Origin of the sequence: Ornithinibacillus sp. 4-3 (assembly GCF_040958695.1) — a bacterium.
In the GTDB taxonomy this organism is placed as follows: domain Bacteria; phylum Bacillota; class Bacilli; order Bacillales; family Amphibacillaceae; genus CALAMD01.
On record NZ_CP162599.1, the window covers coordinates 2,217,084 to 2,237,059 of the forward strand.

16 protein-coding genes and 1 other annotated feature are annotated in these 19,976 nt (G+C 35.8%); of the genes, 2 read left to right on the forward strand and 14 right to left on the reverse strand.

Features of this window, described 5'->3' with window-relative positions:
- Positions 1-301: 301 nt before the first annotated feature.
- Genes sdhB through AB4Y30_RS10920 form a run of 3 tightly spaced genes read right to left on the reverse strand, consistent with a single transcriptional unit; the run spans position 302 to position 3,486 of the window.
- Positions 302-1,066 carry a succinate dehydrogenase iron-sulfur subunit gene (sdhB, locus tag AB4Y30_RS10910; RefSeq protein ID WP_368652263.1) on the reverse strand — a complete coding sequence of 255 codons (765 nt, stop codon included), beginning with the start codon at positions 1,064-1,066 and terminating at the stop codon, positions 302-304.
- A 2-nt stretch (positions 1,067-1,068) separates the two neighbouring features.
- On the reverse strand, positions 1,069-2,832 hold the full coding sequence (gene sdhA / locus AB4Y30_RS10915) for a succinate dehydrogenase flavoprotein subunit (RefSeq protein ID WP_368652264.1): 1,764 nt from the start codon (positions 2,830-2,832) through the stop codon (positions 1,069-1,071).
- A gap of 33 nt (positions 2,833-2,865) precedes the next feature.
- Positions 2,866-3,486 (reverse strand): succinate dehydrogenase cytochrome b558 subunit, encoded by a 621-nt coding sequence (locus tag AB4Y30_RS10920; protein ID WP_368652265.1) that lies wholly within the window; start codon positions 3,484-3,486, stop codon positions 2,866-2,868.
- 472 nt (positions 3,487-3,958) lie between these two features.
- On the opposite strand from AB4Y30_RS10920, the gene AB4Y30_RS10925 reads away from it, so the two are divergent.
- Positions 3,959-4,396: a YslB family protein gene (locus AB4Y30_RS10925; RefSeq protein ID WP_368652266.1), complete on the forward strand. Its 438-nt coding sequence runs from the start codon at positions 3,959-3,961 to the stop codon at positions 4,394-4,396.
- A 69-nt stretch (positions 4,397-4,465) separates the two neighbouring features.
- Here AB4Y30_RS10925 and uvrC read toward each other — a convergent pair whose 3' ends face one another.
- From uvrC to zapA, 9 genes are all read right to left on the reverse strand, one after another.
- Entirely contained in the window at positions 4,466-6,244 is a 1,779-nt protein-coding gene (gene uvrC, locus AB4Y30_RS10930) for an excinuclease ABC subunit UvrC (protein ID WP_368652267.1), read from the reverse strand.
- 116 nt (positions 6,245-6,360) lie between these two features.
- Entirely contained in the window at positions 6,361-6,675 is a 315-nt protein-coding gene (gene trxA / locus AB4Y30_RS10935) for a thioredoxin (protein ID WP_368652268.1), read from the reverse strand.
- 99 nt (positions 6,676-6,774) lie between these two features.
- On the reverse strand, positions 6,775-7,746 hold the full coding sequence (locus tag AB4Y30_RS10940) for an electron transfer flavoprotein subunit alpha/FixB family protein (protein ID WP_368652269.1): 972 nt from the start codon (positions 7,744-7,746) through the stop codon (positions 6,775-6,777).
- A gap of 27 nt (positions 7,747-7,773) precedes the next feature.
- Positions 7,774-8,547: an electron transfer flavoprotein subunit beta gene (locus AB4Y30_RS10945; protein ID WP_368652270.1), complete on the reverse strand. Its 774-nt coding sequence runs from the start codon at positions 8,545-8,547 to the stop codon at positions 7,774-7,776.
- Positions 8,548-8,566: 19 nt separating this feature from the next.
- A complete protein-coding gene (locus AB4Y30_RS10950) occupies positions 8,567-9,340 on the reverse strand; it encodes an enoyl-CoA hydratase (RefSeq protein ID WP_368652271.1) in 774 nt (257 codons plus the stop codon).
- 586 nt (positions 9,341-9,926) lie between these two features.
- Entirely contained in the window at positions 9,927-12,284 is a 2,358-nt protein-coding gene (locus AB4Y30_RS10955; RefSeq protein ID WP_368652272.1) for an endonuclease MutS2, read from the reverse strand.
- Positions 12,285-12,339: 55 nt separating this feature from the next.
- Entirely contained in the window at positions 12,340-14,049 is a 1,710-nt protein-coding gene (polX, locus tag AB4Y30_RS10960; RefSeq protein WP_368652273.1) for a DNA polymerase/3'-5' exonuclease PolX, read from the reverse strand.
- Between the two features lie 138 nt (positions 14,050-14,187).
- Complete coding sequence (locus tag AB4Y30_RS10965; RefSeq protein WP_368652274.1) at positions 14,188-14,745, reverse strand: CvpA family protein; 558 nt, start codon at positions 14,743-14,745, stop codon at positions 14,188-14,190.
- Between the two features lie 2 nt (positions 14,746-14,747).
- Positions 14,748-15,017 carry a cell division protein ZapA gene (gene zapA, locus AB4Y30_RS10970; RefSeq protein ID WP_368652275.1) on the reverse strand — a complete coding sequence of 90 codons (270 nt, stop codon included), beginning with the start codon at positions 15,015-15,017 and terminating at the stop codon, positions 14,748-14,750.
- A 153-nt stretch (positions 15,018-15,170) separates the two neighbouring features.
- Here zapA and rnhC point away from each other — a divergent pair, with 153 nt between their 5' ends.
- The gene (gene rnhC, locus AB4Y30_RS10975) at positions 15,171-16,118 is read left to right on the forward strand and encodes a ribonuclease HIII (protein ID WP_368652276.1); all 948 of its coding nucleotides are present in this window, start codon (positions 15,171-15,173) and stop codon (positions 16,116-16,118) included.
- 61 nt (positions 16,119-16,179) lie between these two features.
- Here the strand turns inward: rnhC and pheT are convergent, their stop codons facing one another.
- Positions 16,180-18,606 (reverse strand): phenylalanine--tRNA ligase subunit beta, encoded by a 2,427-nt coding sequence (pheT, locus tag AB4Y30_RS10980; RefSeq protein WP_368652277.1) that lies wholly within the window; start codon positions 18,604-18,606, stop codon positions 16,180-16,182.
- Between the two features lie 15 nt (positions 18,607-18,621).
- A complete protein-coding gene (pheS, locus tag AB4Y30_RS10985; RefSeq protein ID WP_368652278.1) occupies positions 18,622-19,656 on the reverse strand; it encodes a phenylalanine--tRNA ligase subunit alpha in 1,035 nt (344 codons plus the stop codon).
- Between the two features lie 43 nt (positions 19,657-19,699).
- Positions 19,700-19,944: a binding site (T-box leader), on the reverse strand.
- Between the last annotated feature and the right edge of the window lie 32 nt (positions 19,945-19,976).

The window sequence follows — 19,976 nt, forward strand, 5'->3', positions numbered from 1 at the left end:
GTGCAAGAGCGTCTGCTCATGTATTAAAACCACAGCGGAACTTCTGTTAAAACCGTCCACGTCCTGTGGACAACACAGAAGTCACTACAACACGCGCAAGTCCGCTACTCTAAGCTGCGCTACCTTGAACTTTCGACGGACACGATGTGCTAGTATCGGTGTTGCTCGCGTGACGTTGCGAATTTAACCGATGACGGTCTTTTTTATTGACCTTTTTGAACACGCACTTATTAAAAAAATCCGACTTCTCTTTTAAAAAACAAAAGGAAGTCGGATTTTTTTGTCTAGTTATTTTATAACCTTAATGTGCATTATCGCTTCCGAAGAAGTTTTTAAATGCTTGAATGTTTGTTGCACGGTTCATTGCAGCAATAGATGTTGTTAAAGGAATACCTTTCGGGCAGGCTTGTACACAGTTTTGTGCATTACCACAACCAGAAATTCCACCTTCATCCATCAATCCTGCTAATCTTTCAGCAGCTCTCATTTCTCCAGTTGGATGTGAGTTAAATAGACGTACTTGAGAGATTGCAGCTGGTCCAATGAAATTAGATTTATCATTTACATTCGGACAAGCTTCTAAGCATACACCACAAGTCATACATTTAGATAATTCATAAGCCCACTGACGTTTGTTCTCAGGCATACGAGGTCCAGGCCCTAAATCGTAAGTACCGTCGATTGGAATCCATGCTTTTACTTGTTTTAATGCATCGAACATTCTCTCGCGATCTACAACTAGGTCACGAACTACTGGGAATGTACTCATAGGAGCAATGCGAACTGGATGTTCAATTTTATCTACTAATGTTGAACAAGATTGTCTTGCTTTTCCATTAATAACCATGGAACAAGCCCCACATACTTCTTCTAAACAGTTCATTTCCCACTGAACTGGAGCTGTTTTTTGTCCATTTGCATTTACGGGATTTTTCTGTATTTCCATAAGACCAGAAATGATATTCATGTTCTTACGATAAGGTACATGAAACGTTTCTTCGTAAGGTGCGGAGTCTGGGCCGTCTTGTCTAGTTATAATAAAAGTAACTGTTTTTTGTTCAGCCATTATTACTTACTCCCTTCACTTTTTTTCGTGTAGTCACGTTTTCTTGGAGGAATTAGTGACACATCAATGTCTTCATATGAAAATACAGGTGTTTGTGTTTTTGCATCAAATTCTGCAATTGTTGTCTTTAACCATTCCTCGTCATTACGATCAGGGAATTCTGGCTTATAATGCGCTCCACGGCTTTCGTTACGATTATAAGCGCCGATTGTAATTACACGTGCTAAATGCAACATGTTTTTTAATTGACGTGTAAACATAACACCTTGGTTACTCCAACGAGATGTATCATTAACACTAATATTATTCCAGCGTTCTAATAATTCAAGAAGTTTTTCATCTGTCTTAAGTAACTTGCCATTTTCACGAACAACAGTTACATTATCTGTCATCCAAGAACCAAGCTCATGGTGAATTTGGTAAGCATTTTCTCCACCATCCATTTGAAGTAATTCTTCAAACTTATCTTGTTCTTCTTTCACGCGATTTTCAAATAATGAAGCAGGTTTATCTGCAGCATAAGAGGTTAATCCGTCTAAATAACGAATAGCACTTGTACCTGCTACATCTCCTCCATAAATCGCAGATAATAATGAGTTAGCTCCTAGACGGTTTGCTCCGTGCTGTGAATAATCACACTCACCAGAAGCAAAGATGCCTGGAATATTAGTCATTTGATCATAATCTACCCATAAACCACCCATTGAGTAGTGAACAGCTGGGAAGATCTTCATTGGTACTTTACGCGGGTCTTCACCAACGAATTTTTCATAAATCTCAATAATTCCACCAAGTTTAATATCTAATTCTTTTGGATCCTTATGAGATAAATCAAGGTAAACCATGTTTTCTCCGTTTACACCAAGCTTTTGGTTAACGCAAACATCGAAAATTTCACGTGTAGCAATATCACGTGGTACAAGGTTTCCATAAGCCGGATATTTTTCTTCTAAGAAATACCATGGCTCTCCATCTTTATATGTCCAAACACGTGCACCTTCTCCACGTGCGGATTCACTCATTAAGCGTAGCTTATCATCACCTGGAATTGCTGTTGGGTGGATTTGAATAAATTCACCATTAGCGTATTTTACACCTTGTTGATATAAAATACTTGCAGCAGAACCAGTGTTGATAACTGAGTTTGTGGATTTACCGAAAATAATACCAGGTCCACCAGTAGCCATAATTACAGCATCTGATGCAAAGGATCTAATTTCATGGGACTTAATGTCTTGAGCAACAAGACCACGGCCAATGCCCTCTTCGTCAATTACAGCTCCTAGAAATTCCCATCCTTCATATTTTGTAACTAGTCCTTCAACTTCATAGCGACGAACTTGCTCGTCTAATGCATATAAAAGCTGTTGTCCAGTTGTAGCTCCAGCAAAAGCTGTACGGTGATGCTGTGTGCCTCCAAAACGGCGGAAATCTAATAATCCTTCTGGCGTACGGTTAAACATAACGCCCATACGATCAAGCATATTAATAATATGTGGTGCTGCCTCACACATTTTTTGAACTGGTGGTTGGTTTGCTAAGAAATCTCCACCGTATACTGTATCATCAAAGTGAATTGCAGGAGAATCTCCTTCTCCTTTTGTATTTACTGCACCATTTATTCCACCTTGAGCACATACAGAGTGAGAGCGTTTAACAGGGACGATGGAAAACAAATCAACGCTAACTCCTGCTTCAGCTGCTTTGATTGTTGCCATTAGCCCAGCAAGTCCACCACCAACAACAGCGACTTTACGATTACTCATAATCAATTATTCTCTCCTTTTAATCCTTTGTAATTAAGCTCCGTATGCGAACGCAAATAACGCTCTAATTCCAATATAACTTACAACAAAGAATACTATGATGGTTGCGTATGTAACGATTTGTTGTGAACGTGGAGATTGGATAATTCCCCAAGACACGCAAAAGCCCCATAAACCATTAGCAAAATGGAATACAGCTGAAAGAACACCAATTACGTAGAACCAGAACATAAATGGATTCGTTAAGATACCTTCCATTAGACTATAGTCTAAGTCAACATTTCCTAGTCCAACTTGAACACGAGTCTCCCAAACATGCCATACGATAAATACCAATGTTATGATTCCAGTCACACGTTGTAAAACAAACATCCAGTTACGGAATGTTCCATAACGTCTTATATTGTTTTTCGCAGTAAAAACAATATAAACACCAAGTATTGCGTGGAATAATATTGGTAAATAAATTACAAATACCTCCAGCAAGTAGACAAAAGGAAGATTTGCTATAAAGTTAGCAGCTTTCTCAAAGCTCTCTTTTCCATACACAGCAAAATGGTTCACTACTAGGTGTTGTACTAAAAAGATTCCGATTGGAAGTACACCTAATAATGAATGCAATCTTCGGTAAAAAAATTCACGTTGTTCAGCCAATGTGTTACCCCCCTTAGTTCCATTAGTAGTTAATTTCGGTTTTTCACAAATGTAGCTGTACGCATTATTAAAAAGAAATTAATGCAAGTTTTAAAGAAACTACTTCACAATCCTTTAAGGAATGCTTTAATTGCGCTCTTACTATCACCTAAAAATTCAGTTACAATCGTAACTGAATCCTTACCTTATTTGATAGTGTAAAAAAGTACATTTTGTGACATATTTATTGTACTTGTATCTACATGTATCGTCAAGGGTAGGACCTTTATTACTTTTCAGGATTTCATTATAGCCTTTAAATATGCGCCATATCCTTTTATTCCTTTTTCATATGACTCTAATCTCATTATAGCATTTATTAATTTTTATGCATTTTGGTTCTACTTGCACAATATCTTGATTATATAGATAATGATACTAGCAATTATTTAAAGGTTATCTGTTTTATTTTTGTAGGAAAGGATGAACATCCATGCCAAAAGGACCCGAAGTATTCCCTCCTTCCTTATTAGATGAATTGCATACATCAGGTGCGGGATACGATATACTTCGTTACATAAGCCTTCCAGAATTATTTGGTGATGAAGCAGACACTCTGCTATATTTTACTGGGAAAAATATAGCACGTAAGTTTGAAATACAGTCCATGCAAGATATCGGATTAATATTCGAAAAATTAGGTTGGGGAAAATTAGAACTTATTAAAGAGACAAAGCGTTCTATTACCTTTCATTTGCTTGCTGACGCTGTAGCTTATCGATTACTAGCACCATTTCAAACAGAATTCCGTCTAGAAGCCGGATTTCTTGCGGAGGCAGTTCAACATGTAATCGGTGTTGAATGTGAGTGTACAGAAGAAATTCACACTAAAATTCATCAAGTTGAATTTCAAGTGGTATTCACTAAATAGAAAGCAAAAAAATATCCACTGCTGAAAAAGCAAATATTTTCAGTAGTGGATATTTTACATTCTACTCGCTTACTCTTTATTATTTAAATGATCCTGTATTCCCTCAGCTACCTTTCGCGGTATGCCAAGCTTCGTTATTTCCTCAATCGATGCATTCTTTATATTTTCCATTGTTTGAAAATGGGTTAATAATAATTTTCTTCGCTTCTGCCCTACATTTGGAATAGAATCTAGCTCCGACTGAAACAAACCTTTTCCTCTTAGCTCTCTGTGGAATGTAATAGCAAATCGATGGACTTCTTCTTGAATACGCTGAACCAAATAAAATTCCTGTGAACGTCTCTCTAATGGAACAACCTCTGGAGGATTGCCATATAAAATTTCGCTTGTCTTATGTTTATCATTCTTCACTAATCCACATAAAGGAATATCAAGACCTAACTCATTTTCTAAAACATCTAATGCAGCGCTCATTTGCCCTTTACCACCATCCACAATGATTAAATCTGGTAATGGAAGATTTTCTTTTAATACCCTCGTATAACGACGTCGGATAACTTCTCGCATTGTTTCATAATCATCTGGTCCTTCTACAGATTTAATTTTATATTTTCGATAACCTTTTTTATCTGGTCTTCCGTCTGTAAACACAACCATTGCAGAAACTGGATCTGTACCTTGCATATTAGAGTTGTCAAAAGCTTCGATATGATGCGGTGTTTCAATCTGTAAGATCTTACCTAACTGCTCTACTGCAACTATCGTTCTTTCTTCATCTCTTTCAATTAACGAAAACTTCTCTTTCAAGGCAATTTGGGCATTTTCTACTGCTAAGTCAACAAGCTTTTTCTTTTGCCCACGATATGGTGTATAGACATGTGTATCTAGTAATTCAGCAATTAAATCAGTATCTGTACCAACTGGAACAAGGATATGATTAGGTTTAATATGATTTTGGTGTAAATAAAAACGACCAATATAGCTAGTAAATGCTTCCTGTGCTTCTCCAAAAAACGGAAATACAGAAGCATCACTTTCAATAAGCTTTCCTTGGCGAACAAAGAAAACTTGAATACACATCCAACCTTTATCATAGCTAAAACCAAATATATCTCGGTCTATTTTATCATTTAAAATTACTTTTTGTTTTTCCATTACAATTTCGATATGCTCAATTTGATCACGCAACTCCATTGCACGTTCAAAATCAAGCTGTTCACTAGCTACTAGCATTTTTTCCTTTAATTCTTTCTTTATTTCTTTATATCCACCTTGAAGGAATGATGATAGCTGCTGGACAATTTGCTTATAGGTTTCCTCAGATGGTGGAATTTTACTACATGCTAAGCATTGTCCCATCTGATGATATAAACAATATCTTCCTGGAGGATTATTGCATTTTCGTAATGGATAAAGGCGATCTAATAATTTCTTTGTTTCCCTTGCAGCAAAAACATTAGGATACGGTCCAAAATACTTCCCCTTATCCTTCTTCACCTGTCGAGTGATCAATAAACGCGGATGTCGCTCCGCAGTAATTTTTAAATAGGGATAAGATTTATCATCTTTTAAAAGTACGTTATATCTTGGATCATATTTTTTTATAAAATTCATTTCTAGTATAAGTGCTTCTATTTCCGAATTTGTGACAACATAATCAAAACTAGTAATTTCCTGTACTAGTCTTTGTGTTTTTCTATCATTTGCGCCAGTAAAATAAGAGCGCACACGATTTTTTAAGTTTTTTGATTTACCAACATAAATCACTTGTTCATGTCTGTTTTTCATCAGATAGCATCCAGGTAGGGCTGGTAAAACGGCTAATTTTTCTTTAATTATTTGATTCATACATATTCCCTCATCGTAATATATTAAGAAAATTCGGCTATTTATCATAAACATAAGAATGAAGGGATTGCTGGAAATAATTCCGGCAATCCCTCTTTGTTCATTCCTATTTGCAATTAAGCATGTTTGTTAATTAATTCAACTAATGCTTCTTTAGGTTGGAAGCCTACTACTTGATCCACTACATTACCATCTTTAAAAAGTAATAAAGTAGGGATACTCATAACTCCAAATTTACCTGCTGTTTCTTGGTTCTCATCTACATCAAGCTTAACGATTTGTACCTTGTCATTCATTTCACCATCTATTTCTTCAAGTACCGGTGCAATCATTTTACAAGGTCCACACCAAGGTGCCCAAAAATCAGCTAGTACTAAACCTTCAGCAGTTTTTTCAGAAAAATTTGTATCTGTAACATCTAAAATAGCCATTTCATTTCTTCCTCCATTCATACTAAACTGAATTAAGTATAACACCGATAGATTCTCTACGCTAATACTTTGCTTACATATTTTTGCAGATAAAAATGATTAATTTAAGCTTTTAATTTCTTCAATTAGCAGTGGAATAATTTCGAATAAATCTCCTACAATTCCATAATCTGCAATCTTGAAAATATTAGCTTCTGGATCACTGTTAATAGCCACAATTACTTTGGAGTTAGACATTCCAGCTAAGTGCTGAATCGCACCAGAAATACCTACTGCTATATATAAATCAGGTGTTACTACTTTACCAGTTTGCCCAATTTGTAGGGAATAATCACAGTAATCTGCGTCACACGCTCCACGTGATGCACCTACTGCTCCTCCTAGTACATCTGCTAATTCATATAGCGGTTGAAAGCCTTCTGCGCTCTTCACACCTCGACCACCTGCAATAACTACTTTTGCTTCAGACATATCTACTCCATCACCAGATTTACGAATGATTTCTTTAATAACTGTTCGTAGTGTTGAAATATCTACTGCTTTTTCTTCAATAGATCCAGAAAGTGATTCATCTTTTGCTAAAGCCGAAATATTATTTGGGCGGATAGTCGCAAATATAATTCCATCTTTAATAATTTTCTTTTCAAATGCTTTACCAGAGTAAATTGGTCGAGTGAATACAATTTGATCGCCATCTTCTTCAATATCAACAGCATCAGATACTAATCCACAATCTAATCTACTTGCTATCTTGGGTGTTAAATCTTTCCCAATCGCTGTATGCCCCATTAAAATTGCGTCTGGTGACTCATCCTCAATAACAGCAAGCACTGCTTGTCCATAACCTTCAGATGTATATTCTTTTAAATTATCATGGGCTACAGTAACAACTTTATTAGCACCATGATAAATCATTTCTTGGGCTTGGCTTTCTAAACTACCAGTACCGCAAAGTACACCTACTACTTCACTTCCTGAATCTATTTTCTTCGCTGCCGCGATTGCTTCAAAAGTTACATTTCTTAATTCTCCGTCTTTTGCTTCACCAATAACTAGCACTTTTTGACTCATGTTCTTTCTCCCTTCTTCAAGTAACGATTACAATACTTTCGCTTCGTTTTTTAGTAAAGATACAAGCTCTTTCACTTTTTCTTCGGTTGTTCCTTCTAATACACGTCCTGCTTCTTTTTGAGCAGGTAAGAAAATATCAACTGTCTCTGTTTTTGCTTCAACATCATCTTCATCAAGGTCTAAATCATCAATTTCAAGCTCTTCAAGAGGCTTCTTCTTCGCTTTCATAATTCCTGGAAGAGAAGGATATCTAGGCTCATTTAAACCTTGTTGGCATGTAACTAGAAGTGGAAGGGATGTTTCAATTTTTTCGATGTCACCTTCAACATCTTTTTCAATTTGCACGTCAGTTCCATCAATTTTTAAATCAACAATTGTTGTTACATAAGCGATATCTAATAATTCAGCTAGACGTGGTCCAACTTGCCCACTTGCCTCATCAATCGCAACATTACCTGCTAAAATTAAATCTGCTTCATTCTCTTCAAAGAATGCATGTAGGATTTTAGCTGTAGTATATTGGTCGCCATCTTCTAAATCATCTTCTGTATTAATAAGCACAGCTTTATCTGCGCCCATTGCTAATGCTGTGCGCAGTTGCTTTTCGCTATCCTCATCACCTATTGTCACAACAGTAACTTCTCCACCATGCTCATCTCGTTGAGCAATTGCTTCTTCTACTGCATATTCATCATATGGGTTAATGATGAATTCCGCACCATCATCATCAATTTCACCATTTTGTACAACAATCTTGTCTTCGGTGTCAAAAGTTCTTTTTAATAGCACGTAAATATCCATTTCATTTTCCTCCTTCGGTTTACTTGTCTTGGAAGTTAGGCTTTCTTTTTTCTAAAAATGCTTGGACGCCTTCTTTAGCATCCTCTGTACCAAAAACTTCTCCAAATGCTTTCGCTTCCGCTAAAGAGCCTTGTTCGAACTGGCTTGTTTTTGCGAAAGGGATTAATTCCATTACTTTATGAATGCTTGACATACTTTTTTCAGCAACTTTTGTCGCAAGCTTCATCGTTTCTTCTTCTAATTTATCTTCAGACACAGCTTTATTAGCAAGTCCTAATTGTACGGCTTCTTTTCCAGAGATAAATGTTCCAGTTAAAATCATTTCATAAGCTTTTGCTACACCTACATATTGAGGTAATCTCTGTGTACCAGCAAAGCCAGGAATGATTCCTAAATTTAACTCTGGTAGCCCTAGCTTCGCGTCTTCTGTCACAATACGAATATGACAGGCCATTGCTAGTTCTAATCCACCGCCCAAAGCTGCACCATGAATGACTGCAATAATTGGGATGGAAAAATACTCCATTCGCTTCAATAACTTTTGCCCTTTTTCTGCTAACGCTTGATATGCTTCAGCATGGTCGAGTTCCGTGAATTCCTTAATATCTGCACCTGCAGAAAAGAATTTTCCTTCACCTTTAATGATAATTACTTTCGCAGTATTATCTTTTTCTAACTCGTCCAGCTTCTCCGCAACGGCTTCTATTAGTTTGCTTGATAGAGCGTTTGCCGGAGGGCTATTTAATGTTAAAGTAGCAATTTGATCCTTTATTTCAGATTTTATCATTCCCATTTCATCCTCCTCTAGAATACCATAACAGCTTCTTTTGTACGAATGATTCATTTCGTTGATTGTTATGTATTTTCAGAAAATATAATCGATATGTAAATATCAATATATTTATTTTATCTTATCATAGAAAGCTAGAAAAGCAGGTGTTTTTCTGCAATCCAATTTCCAGAACGAAAAGCGCAGAGCGCCCGCTTAAAAACGTAGAGATTGGAGCGGCACAACCGAGATAAAGGAAACACGGTGAGGTAACGAACCGATGTTGACTTATTGTAGGGTGTGACGTGAAATCTCTTAGTTTTTGGCGCTCGGAGCTAGACAACGCTATCTCTGAATAAGCATTAGTTTGCGTAAATTATATATACTTTCTTACTCCATAACAAAAACAATATGAGCGAATGTTCATCCACTCATATTGTATGTAACTAGCCTATACATGTCAATGCTTAGTCATCTGTTTCTAAGCCTTTTTACATGCTGAACCAATAAATTCCGCCTACGATGATAAAGCCTATTGCAACAATGATTAAAATTTTTGCTAATCTATCTAGTAGCAATAATAGCATCTCCTTTTTCTTCCTTTGTCTATTTAAAACTCAATAACAGTGACTCCTGAGCCGCCCTCTTCTGCAGAACCATCGCGATAAGACGTAATGCGTGAATGTTTTTTCGCAAACTGCTGAACTCCTTTACGTAAGGCGCCGGTTCCTTTTCCATGGATAATAGAAACTTTAGCGTAATTTGCTAATATAGCATCATCAATATACTTTTCTAGCTGTAATAATGCATCTTCATAGCGCTCTCCACGAAGATCTAGTTCTGGACGAACATGTGCACTTAATCCTCTCACTACACTAACTGGCTTTTGTTCAACCGTTTTTTTCTTTTTCAATCTTTTTAAATTTTTACGAGGAACTTTTAAACGTAATGCTCCAACAGATACAAAATATTCTTCCTTATTAACCTGCTCTATCACTGTTCCTGATTGATTCAATGTTAATAGTTGAACATCATCGCCAGGTTCTAATTCATTATTTGCTGCTTCACTAGACTCTTCGGGATCTTCTTGATTAGCTCCAGATAATTTTAATTTTGCATCCTCTAGCGATTTTCTAGCGTCAATCCATTCATGCTCTTTAAAAGTAACATCTGCTTCCATTGCTTTTATTTTTTCAACAATTGCAGTTGCTTCTTCTAATGCATGTTGAACTGCTTTTTCAGCCTTTTCTTCTGCACGCTTATAGAGCTTTTCACGAGTAGCATTAAGTTTCTCCCATTCTGCTTCTAATTCAGCACGGAGTTTTTCGCTTTCTAATAATACTTGATGTGCTTCTTCATATTCATTTGCAGCTTGAATTTGAGATTTTTCTAAGGAAGCAATCATATTTTCTACATTTTTAGAATCAATACCAACTAAGTCTCTTGCTTGGTTAATAATTCTCTCTTCTAAACCGAGTCGTTTAGATATTTCAAACGCATTACTTCTTCCAGGCACACCAATTAATAATCGATAGGTTGGTTTTAATGTTTCGACATCAAATTCTACAGAAGCATTCACCACATTTTCGCGATTATAACCATACGCTTTTAACTCAGGATAATGCGTTGTTGCGATAACACGAGCACCACGTGAAATAACTTCATCCAAAATAGCCATCGCAAGTGCCGCCCCTTCTCCTGGATCTGTACCTGCACCTAATTCATCAAATAAAACTAAAGTTTGATAGTCTACCTGCTCTAAGATACGAACAATATTCGTCATATGAGATGAAAAAGTACTCAAGCTTTGTTCAATAGATTGTTCATCACCAATATCCGCAAACACATTTGTAAATACTGCAACTTCACATCCATCTAATGCAGGAACTTGTAAACCTGATTGTGCCATTAACGTAATCAGCCCAACCATTTTTAAAACAACGGTCTTTCCACCAGTGTTAGGTCCTGTAATTAAAATCGAGGTAAAGCTTTCGCCAATTTCTACATCATTTGCTACAACCTCATCAGTAGGAAGTAAAGGATGACGTGCTTGTTTTAACTTAATGATTCCATCTTCATTCAGCTTCGGCATTGAGCCTCGCATGGTATAACCTAATTTTGCACGAGCAAAAATAAAATCTATTTCGGCTAATCGTTCTACATTTTGATAGAGTTCTTCATTATGTTCAGCAATTACTTCAGTCAGCTTGCTTAAAATCTTCTGAACCTCTTGTTTTTCCTTTGCTTTTTCTGTTTGCAGCTGATTATTTAAATCAACAATGGCTTTTGGTTCCATAAACAATGTTTGACCAGATGCAGATTGATCATGAACTACTCCACCAAAAGCACCACGACTCTCCTGTTTTACTGGTAAAACATAACGTCCATTTCGAATGGTGATAATTGCATCAGATAATAAACTACTCTTTGTTCGAATAAATTGATCCATTCGCTCTCGAATTCGATTCTCAAATGTACGAATTGATGAACGAATATGACGCAATGCATCGCTTGCACCATCTAGCACTTCACTATTGTCATCAATGCACATTTTTATTTGTTGTTCTAATGAACGTAAAGGAGTAATCTGTTCTGCTAATTGTTGTAATATCGGAAGCTTTTCTTCTAGTTCCTCTTCTTTCTCTTCTTCTAAAAATCGCTTTACATTTCTTCCACCATAAATTGTATTCGCCACATCTAGACATTCAGAAGGATTTAATATTCCACCAATCACACTTCGTTTTACGTGTGCTCGAATATCACGAATTCCTCCAAGTGGAATAACTTTATTTAGGCGGAGAAGCTGCATTGCTTCATCTGTTTCCATTTGTAATTGTTGAACTTCAGTTAATGTTATAGCCGGCTTTAGTTCTTCAACCAATGATTTTCCAAATGATGTTTCCGTATGTGTCTTCAATTGCTCAATAATTTTATTATATTCAAGCACACGAAGCATTCGATCATTCATTATGCATAATACTCCTTTTATTCCTCTTTATTTTCATTCAAAGTAATGATATAGCTTAATTTTTAGTTATAAATGCTTTTAGTTTTTCTAATGACCATGTATTAATAACCGTATCCTTTTGAATAAATCCTCTTTTCGCTACAGAAACACCATACCCCATATGATTTAATCCCTGAATATTATGTGCATCTGTATTGATGGATAAAATAGCTCCCTGCTCTTCTGCAATTCTTGCCCATTTCGCAGATAAATCAAAACGATGTGGATTTGCGTTGATTTCTAAGGCTGTTCCTGTTTCAACAGCTTTTTCAATTAATTTCTCCACATTCACATCATATCCAGCTCTACCTCCAAGAATGCGCCCTGTAGGGTGAGCAATTAAGTTTACGAAAGGATTCTCCATTGCTTGGTAAAGACGATGCATAATTTGCTCTTCTGTTTGGTTAAAGCTTGAATGAATAGACGCAATTACAAAATCTAATTTACTTAGCATCTCATCATCAAAATCCAATGAGCCATCTGGTAAAATGTCCATTTCAGTTCCTGTAAAAATATAAAAATCTGGATATTTATCACGAATAGAAATTATTTCTTCGATTTGTCTTTTCAATCTATTTTCATATAATCCGTTAGCGACACGTAAAAACTTCGAATGATCTGTAATCGCCATATATTTATAACCACGTTCTATTGCTGCTTGCACCATTTCCTCAATAGATCCAGCTCCATCACTCCATGTAGTATGTAGATGGAGATCTCCTAAAATATCTTCTGGAGAAATAAAGCTTTGTTTTTCTTTCATTTGAATAAATTCATCTGTTCCTTCACGAATCTCTGGTGGAATAAATGGAAGATCAAAATGAGCGAAGAATTTCTCTTCTGAAGTAAAAGTCTGTGTCTTACCTGTTTCCTCATTTACAACACCATATTCATTGATTTTTTCACCACGGGATTTTGCAATTTGGCGCATGACAATATTATGATCCTTTGAACCAGTAAAATGATGAAGGGTTGTTGCAAACTCAGACTTTGTAACAAGACGAAAATCAACTGAAATATCATAAACATCTGCAAATACTACAGATACTTTTGTATCTCCATGTGCAATAATTTCCTTTACACCGTCTAAGTTAACAAGCGCTTCTCCTGTCGCTCTTGAATTTTCTGTAGCAATAATAAAATCAATATCTTTTAACATTTCTCGCATACGACGCAAACTGCCTGCTCTTGAAAAACGAATAATAGATGGGATTTCTAATAAAGCAGCTTCTATTTTTTCTGCTAATGATAGCATAATCGCAGCAGGAATACGTTCAGGACGTTGATTAAGTTCATTGATTGCTTTTAATATATTTTTTACTGTTGTTTTACCAAACCCAGGCAATTGTTCTAATGATTCATTTGTGCAAGCTTCTTTCAAGGAAGCAATATCAATAATATTTAATTCCTGATATAGCTTAGCAATTCTCTTTCCACCTAATCCGGGAATGTGCAATAAATCCAATAAGCTGACTGGAATCTCACTTTCTAATTCTGTTAGAGTAACTGAATTACCTGTTTCGATAAATTCTGATATGACCGCATTTGTTCCCTTACCAATTCCTTTAATTTGTCCAAAATCATCTATCTCACCTAAGGAGCGTTCATCTCGCTCAATCGCTTGAGCCGCCTTACGATACGCAGAAACTCGGAAATTGCTTTCTCCCTTTATTTCTAAATATAACGCGATTTTTTCTAATAATTGAATGATATCTTTTTTATTCATGAATTTCCCTACTTTCTTACCGTTCGATGTTAAACCAAAAGCTTAAATTTTTACTACCATTAAGAAAAAGGTCTGTGTTCATCAAAGACATATGATATTTCATATACCTCAAAAAACCAGACCATTATCTTTTTCTTATTATTTTTTCATTATTTCATCGCCAGTTAGAGAAAACCATAATTCTGATATTTTTTCAGATAAGTATGGTGTCTCTTCAATGATGCGTAAAGCAATAGACGAATCATTAATCCATGTTTGTGCAAATTCAAATGGTGCTAATGCTAAAATAAATAAAATGAAGAAAAGGATAGCATATACTTCAACAAATCCAAGTATAGCTCCTCCTATTCTATTCACTAAACCAATAACTGGTAGTGATGCTACAAAATCTAACATGGAGGCAATAATTTGCAAGACAATCTTTGTTGCAAAAAAGATAGCTACAAAGGAAATCCCATTATAAAATCCTTCCTCCACTGGAATATTTTGCACAAATGCTGCCCATGTACTGTCCCCTGATAAATCTGGATATGGAACCCAGAGTGTTAAATAAGGAGCAAGACGATCGTAATACATTGTTGCAACAATGAACGCAACAATAAAACCAACTAAATGAAATACCTGTAGGACAAAACCACGCTTTAATCCCATTAGTATTCCAAAAATTAGTAATACATATATGATAAGACTTAACATATTTATTGTTCCTCTTTCTCATTTTCATTCATGGAGCGTTCTAATTCCATGTATTTTTCTTGTAATTTCAAATAATCATTCATCGTATTAACTGCAGTAAGTACCGCTAATCTAGCTGTATCTAATTTATTATTCATTTTTTGTAATTCACGCATTTTCTGATCAACAGATTCAGCGACTAATTCAACATGACTTTTAGCTTCATGACCAACTATTGTATACGATTTATGAAAAATCTCAACAGTTATTTTATTCTTGTCATTTGCAGTCATTGGGATTCCTCCTGCCTGATTCATAAAGTGTGACGACAATTAACGACACTCATTTTATTATTTTAACAGAATATGATTAATTAGGAAACAATCCAAGATATAAAAAGCATTTAACTTTTGAAAAAGCTCTGCTATAGTTGAGGAAGGGAAAGGATGGAAGATATTATGGCGTCTTATACAATAAGCTGTTCTATGGACGAGATTGAGAAAATGAAGAAAACTTATCAGCCGCATTTGGTTACACCACCGAATGGAGCTGTTTTTAGTGCAAAGCTTCCTGGCGCAGTTATCACCGCATATCATTCAGGAAAAGTACTTTTTCAAGGAAAAAATCCTAGTGCAGAATGGAAGAAATGGGAAGGCCAACCATTAAATAGCCAAAATTCTTCTAAGAAACCAGAGAGAGCACCTCATCATTATCTACCTTCAGTTTCATTATTTACAGCTGATCATATTGGTTCAGATGAATCAGGAACTGGAGATTATTTTGGGCCAATTACGGTTGCTAGTGCTTATGTTACTAAAGAACAAATTCCACTTTTAAAAGAAATCGGTATTGCTGACTCAAAAAAATTAACAGATGAAAAAATCAAACTGCTTTCTCAACAGCTAATGCAAATACAAATTCCTTACGCATTACTCGTTTTGCATAATGAAAAATATAATAAGCTACAAGCACAGGGCTGGTCACAAGGAAAAATGAAAACAATGCTTCATCATCATGCTATTCAAATCTTATTAAAAAAGATCGCAGGATCTAGCTATGATGGAATATTAATTGATCAATTCTGTGAACCACATGTCTATCAAAAGCACTTACGAAGTGAACATGCTACACTTCCTGCTAAAACATTTTTCAGAACAAAAGCAGAGGATTTCTCTTTAGCTGTAGCAGCAGCCTCTATTCTTGCTCGAGTTAGCTTTATTAATGAAATGGATAAGCTTTCTGAAAAGGTAGGCTTTCCATTGCTTAAAGGAGCTTCTAAGCAGGTTGATCAATTAGCAGCAAAAATCATTAAAAATAAAGGGATAACTACCTTACAGCAATGCGCAAAATTTCATTTCGCTAATACAGAAAAAGCAAAGAATTATTTAACATAAAAAAATCAGAAGCAAGGGTAATTAGCTCCCTTGCTTCTGATTTTTAATAACTACTTCTTCTTTATGAACGAACATAAGCAGAAAATGCTTCATTAACCTTCGCTATAATATCCTGATAAACTGCTTCAACTTCCTCATCTGTTAATGTGTGTTCAGGGTGCTGGAAGTGTAAGCTGTATGCAATGGACTTCTTATCTTCTGGTAAGTTTTCACCTGTGTATACATCAAAGATTTCCACTTGCTTCACAATAGAAGCTCCATTCTCTTCGATTACAGCTTTGATCGCCCCTGCTTCTACATCCTGATCCATTACAAATGCAATATCACGAGTTACAGATGGATATCTTGGAATCGCATCATAGCTTGGTTCAATCTCTACTTTTTCCAAAATGCTTTCTAAATTAATATCGAAAACATACGTATCCTTTAAGTCTAGGTTTTTTGCAAGCTGTGGATGTACTTGCCCAACAAATCCAACTACTTCTTCCCCAATATGCAATGTTGCACATCTACCTGGATGCATATCTTTCACCTGTGATTGCTTATACGTAACAGAAAGATCTAAATACTGGAATAGTCCATCAACAATTCCCTTTGCTACATAGAAATCAACTTTTTTATTATTCTGTTGCCATTTATGATCTATCCATGTACCAGTCAATACTCCAGCAGCGCGTAAATTTTCATCAGGTTGAGTTGTTAACGTTTCTTCTTGTGAAAGGAACACAGAACCTACTTCATATAACGCAACATTTGAATGCTTACGTGCATGATTATAAGACGTAGAGCCTAATAATTCAGGTAATAGACTTACACGTAAATATTTATGATCCTCACTCATTGGCATTAACAAGGAAACAGGATTTGTATCAAGCTCAGCTATTTCCGGGCTAATTAATTTATCCACAAAATCTGCTTTTGTTAATGAATAAGTAATGGTTTCCATCAAGCCTACACCTTGTAAATAGTTCTTTACCTTACGCTTTAACAGTTGACGATTTGTCAAACCACCTGGGCGTGAGGAACTTGTAGGTAAAGTATATGGTAAATTATCATAACCATGGATACGAGCAATTTCTTCTAACATATCTTCAAAAATAGAAATATCTCCACGACGTGTTGGGATACTTACCTGAAATTGCTCTGCGTCACGTTTATACGCAAATTGTAATTTCGTTAAGATTTTTTCAATTTCTTCTGAAGAAATATCTGTACCTAAACGTTTATTTACTTCTCCTTTTTCGATCTCAATCGACTTTTCAGAACGATCTAACTGATCAAAAACAGCAGGTTCAGCTAAAACTACGCCATTTGCATATTTCTGCAGAAGTTGACATGCACGAATTCCTGCACGATAAACGCGATCTGGGTCTACCCCTTTTTCAAGGCGTGTACTTGCCTCACTACGAATACCAGTCAGTTGTGCATTTTTACGTACTGTAGCAGGATCAAAATACGCCGCTTCCAGTAATATTGTTTTGGTTTGATCATTTACTTCTGTATTCGCTCCACCCATTACTCCAGCTAATGCAACAGGTACTTCTCCATCTGTAATAACTAAGTTATCTGTTGTTAATGTTCTTTCTTTATCATCTAAAGTAATAATTTTTTCATTCTCTGTAGCTAAACGAACCACAATCTTATCTGTTTGTAATAAATCAAAATCGAATGCATGAAGCGGCTGACCATATTCCATTAATACATAGTTTGTAATATCCACCACATTATTAATTGGACGAATACCAGCAGCCATTAAATAATTACGAAGCCATAATGGTGATTCCTTAATCTCTAAATCCTTGATTAGAAAACCAGCATAGTATGGTGCTAAATCTGGAACATCTACGCCAATGGATACACGATCCACCGCTTTTTCCTCAGCAGTTTCTAATGTTTCATCAGGAAACGTAATTGGTTTATTAATGATGGCAGAAACTTCATGTGCTACACCAAACATACTTAAACAATCCGAACGATTTGGTGTTAAATCAAATTCTAGAATTGCATCATCTAAGTTTAGTAAAGAAGTTACCTCTTGCCCTATTTCTGTATCCTCTGGGAAAACAAAAATTCCTTTCGCATACTCTGTTTGAATAAATTCTTCACTAATTCCAAGCTCTTGTAAAGAACAAATCATTCCATTTGATTCCACACCACGTAATTTCACTTTTTTAATTTTGAAATTACCTGGTAGTACTGCTCCTGGAGTTGCTACAGCTACCTTCTGTCCTGCCGCAATATTAGGTGCTCCACAAATAATTTGTAATTGCTCTTCACCAATATCTACCTGACAAAGATTTAATTTATCTGCATTTGGGTGTTTCTCACAAGACACTACATGCCCTACTACAACACCTTTACTTTTTTCTGCAACATATTTAATTCCGTCTACTTCGATACCAGATTTTGTAATTAATTCACTTAATTCTTCTGGTGTATGTGAACCAACATCAATATAATTTTTCAACCAATTTAATGATACTAACACGATCTTCCTACCTCCTTATGCCTTATGGTACTGTTTTAAAAATCTAATATCATTTGTATAGAATTGACGGATATCATCGATCCCGTATTTTAGCATTGCAATTCGGTCTGGTCCCATTCCAAAAGCAAACCCACTATATACCTTAGTATCATAGCCTGCCATCTCTAAAACCTTTGGATGTACCATGCCTGCTCCTAAAATTTCAATCCAACCTGTTCCTTTACATACAGAGCATCCTTTTCCATTACACACTTTACATGATATATCCATTTCAACAGATGGCTCTGTGAATGGGAAAAAGCTTGGTCGTAAACGAATATCACGATCTTGCCCAAACATATGCTTCGCAAATTCTGTCAAAATTCCTTTTAAATCACTCATACGTACATTCTTATCTACATACAATCCTTCAATCTGGTTAAATTGATGAGAATGTGTTGCATCATCATTATCACGACGATACACTTTTCCTGGACAAATCATACGAACAGGTTGCTGTCCTTTATATGCTTGCATTGTACGAGCCTGAACAGGTGATGTATGTGTTCTTAATAATAATTCATTCGTAATATAGAAAGTGTCTTGCATATCACGAGCTGGATGACCTTTTGGTAAATTTAACGCTTCAAAATTATAATAATCTGTTTCTACCTCTGGACCTTCTCTTACTTCAAACCCTAGACCAATGAATAAATCTTCAATGTCTTCAATAATGGAAGTTAAAATATGAGGTCCTCCAAACTTCACAGGATAGCTTGGTAAAGTAACATCGATCGCCTCTTTTTGTAATTGTTCTTCTAGAGCAGCTTCCTCAAGCACTGTTTGCTTACCTTGAATAGCTCCTGAGATTTCTTCTCGGACATTGTTTGCTAATTCACCAATAACTGGGCGTTCCTCAGCCGATAATTTCCCCATCCCTCTTAACACGGTAGTAATAGAACCTTTTCTTCCTAGAAAGGCAACCTGAATCTCTTGTAATTCTTTTAATGTTTCTACTTCAGCCACTTTAGCTAAAGCTTCTTTTTGAATCTCTACCAACTGTTCCTTCAACTAGAAAACCTCCTTTTAAAAATAAAAAAACCCCTATCCCCAAAAAAGGGACGAGGTTAACATTCGCGGTACCACCCTTGTTAGTACAATTTATGTACTCAACTTCGCATTGATAATGGATTAATAATCCAGAACACCTTTATTGAAAAACATATAAATAGTCTTTCAAATCCTGGTGTCAGCTCCAGAGTGAATCATAACGATAACACAATAGAAATGCTTTCAGTCATGGCATCTCCTCCCTAAACTTGTTAACATACCGTTACTTTGTTCCTTCATTGCTTTTATATATTTGATTTCGTCGTGTCCATTATAAGAAA